A 2,924-nucleotide genomic window follows, 5' to 3' on the forward strand; every position below is an offset into this window, starting at 1 on the left:
AGTCCTACCAGGGACGCCATTTAAGTTTAGTGATAATAGCCATAGGGATACACCCAGTTACATTTCGAACCTGGAAGTTAAGTCTATGAACGCCGAAGATACTTAGTAATAGGGAAAATAGGTAGTTGCTAAACTATTTTTAAGAAGGTTTATACCTTCTTTTTTCTTTTATAATTGAAATTTTATTTTTTTAATGTTAAAATATATTTAAAATGAATTAGAAAGAGGTACGGTATATGAAAAATACTGATATGACTAAAGAAAAAATTGTAAAAATGAAAGAAAATTATGAAGGGAGAAATTTAAGAGTATTACAAAATGCAGTATTAAAAAATGGAATAAATAATGCTGTAGTTAATAATGAAGTGTATAATAGAACACATCATGTATTCTCTGAAAATATTGAAACAGGTAAGGTAACTTACCAAAAACAAAGTGGTAGATGTTGGATATTTGCAGCTTTAAATACTTTCAGACATAAAATGAATAAAGAATACAATTTAGAAAATTTTGAATTATCTCAAAGTTATGTTTTCTTCTGGGATAAATTTGAAAAATCTAATTATTTCTTAGATAATATAATTAAAACACGTAATGAAGAAATAGATTCTAGAATAGTTAGACATTTATTACAAACACCTCAACAAGATGGTGGACAATGGGATATGTTAGTTTCTGTAATTAAAAAATATGGGGTAGTTCCTAAATCTGTTCAAGGTGAAGTATTCCATAGTTCAAGTTCAGCTATGCTTAATAACCTATTAAACAAAAAATTAAGATTAGGGGCTCAAAAATTACGTGAGGCTAATAATATGTCAGAAGATCAATTAATTGAGCTTAAAGACAAAATTATGGACGAAATTTACGCATTCTTATGTGTAATGTTAGGAGTACCTCAAGAAGTTGTTGATTTTGAATATTATGATAAAGATAAAAAATTCCATAGAGATTTAGGATTAACTCCTGTAGAATTCTTTAATAAGTATGTTAATATGAATCTTGATGACTATATTAGCATAATAAACGCACCAACAGATGATAAACCATACTATAGAACTTTCACAGTTGATTTTTTAGGAAATGTTACTGGTAATGAAGTTAAATATTTAAATCTTCCTATGGATGAATTTAAAAACTTGGCAATAGAACAAATTAAACAAGGAGAAACTGTTTGGTTCGGTTGTGATGTAGGTCAAATTTCAGATAGATTAGGTGGAATGATGGATTTAGATGTGTTTGAATATGAGCAATCATTTGGATTTGATATATTACAAGATAAAAAGAATTCTCTAGATTATTCTGAAAGTTTAATGACACATGCTATGGTATTATCAGGAGTTAATTTAGATGAGAACGGAAAATCTAATAGATGGAAAGTAGAAAATAGCTGGGGAGAAGAACCAGGAAATAAAGGATACTTTGTTATGAGTGATGCTTGGATGGATAGATTTACATATCAAATAGTGGTTAATAAGAAATACTTAACTGAAAAACAAAAAGAAGCATTAAAACAAGATCCTATAAGACTTAAACCTTGGGATCCTATGGGTTCTCTTGCAAAATAGGGGGAAAAATGAATATAGGTAAAATGGGATTTGGAGTTTATAAGATAACGGCTGAAGAAAAGATGTATAAAGCTCTAGATACAGCTTTGAATGTGGGATATAAGCTAATAGATACAGCAACGTATTATAAAAATGAAGAATTTATAGGGAAATTTTTAAGAAATTATAGAAATAAGGATGAAATTGTAGTAACTACTAAAGTATGGCCAAGTGATATGAGTTATGATGATACACTTAGATCTTTTGAAAATAGTTATAAATTACTTGATGGTAAACTAGATATTTTACTATTGCATTGGCCTCATCCTGATAAGTTTATAGATGGATACAGGGCTCTTGAAAGATTAAAAAATGAAAAAGTTGTAAAAAAAATAGGTGTTTCTAACTTTAAAATACATCATTTAGAAAGATTACTATCAGAATGTAGTATAGTTCCTTATTTAAACCAGGTAGAATTACATCCTAAATTTTCACAACCTGAATTAAGGGATTATAACAAGAGTAAGGGAATTTTAACAGAAGCTTGGATGCCTATAGCGAAAGCTCAATATTTAGATGATCCAGTATTATTAGATATTGCAAAAAGATATAATAAAAGTAGTTCACAAATAATATTAAATTGGCATATACAAAAAGGAATATATCCTATACCTAAGTCAGAAACTCCAAGTAGAATAATTGAGAATTTTGAATCACAGAATTTTAAATTATCATCTGCTGATATCTTAAAAATAGACTTATTAAATACCGATATTCGCTTTTCAGCAGACCCTGATAATTTTCCTTATGACAAAAAATAAAACATTATACCCTATAATTCTAGAAAAAAGAAGACTTATTAATGAAATTCTAATGATAAACTAAGAAAAAACTAAAAAATACTTGATATAATTTCTTTTGTAAAATTTGAGAGTAAACTCATATAAAATCAGTTAAAGAAAGAGAGAAAAAAATGAAAAAATTAGCGTTATTAGTATTAACATTAGGATTATTCGTAGTAAGTTGTGGAGCAAAAACTGAAGAAGCTAAACCAGCTGAAGCACCAGCAGCAACTGAAGCAACTACAGAAAACAAAGATGCAGCTACAACTGAAAACAAAGATGCTGCAGCAACAGAAAATAAAGATGCAGCTGCAACAGAAAACAAAGATGGAGCAACAACTGAAAATAAAGATGCTGCTGCAACTGAAAACAAAGATGCTAAATAGTTATCTTAATTTATAGGTGTTCTTTAGGAACACCTTTTTATTTTATAGGAGGTTAAATGAACACAATAGAATTTGATATGATTCAATCAATAGGAATAGCAGTAATATTTCTAATAATAGGAATAAAATTAGGTTCTTCACAAATATTTAAG

The 2,924-nt window shown here is 28.2% G+C and carries 3 protein-coding genes and 1 rRNA gene; all 4 read left to right on the top strand.

Annotation, left to right across the window (positions count from 1 at the left end):
- Positions 1 to 25 precede the first annotated feature (25 nt).
- The 4 genes from rrf to AYC59_RS07440 all read left to right on the top strand — a co-directional run bounded on the left by rrf (position 26) and on the right by AYC59_RS07440 (position 2,772).
- Positions 26 to 134 (top strand): 5S ribosomal RNA (rrf, locus tag AYC59_RS07425).
- Between the two features lie 102 nt (positions 135 to 236).
- Positions 237 to 1,565 carry a C1 family peptidase gene (locus AYC59_RS07430; protein WP_245620700.1) on the top strand — a complete coding sequence of 443 codons (1,329 nt, stop codon included), beginning with the start codon at positions 237 to 239 and terminating at the stop codon, positions 1,563 to 1,565.
- 8 nt (positions 1,566 to 1,573) lie between these two features.
- Positions 1,574 to 2,365 carry an aldo/keto reductase gene (locus AYC59_RS07435; protein WP_066897009.1) on the top strand — a complete coding sequence of 264 codons (792 nt, stop codon included), beginning with the start codon at positions 1,574 to 1,576 and terminating at the stop codon, positions 2,363 to 2,365.
- A gap of 152 nt (positions 2,366 to 2,517) precedes the next feature.
- Positions 2,518 to 2,772 carry a hypothetical protein gene (locus AYC59_RS07440; protein WP_066897011.1) on the top strand — a complete coding sequence of 85 codons (255 nt, stop codon included), beginning with the start codon at positions 2,518 to 2,520 and terminating at the stop codon, positions 2,770 to 2,772.
- Positions 2,773 to 2,924 lie beyond the last annotated feature (152 nt).

The organism is Pseudostreptobacillus hongkongensis (genome assembly GCF_001559795.1).
Lineage (GTDB): Bacteria > Fusobacteriota > Fusobacteriia > Fusobacteriales > Leptotrichiaceae > Pseudostreptobacillus > Pseudostreptobacillus hongkongensis.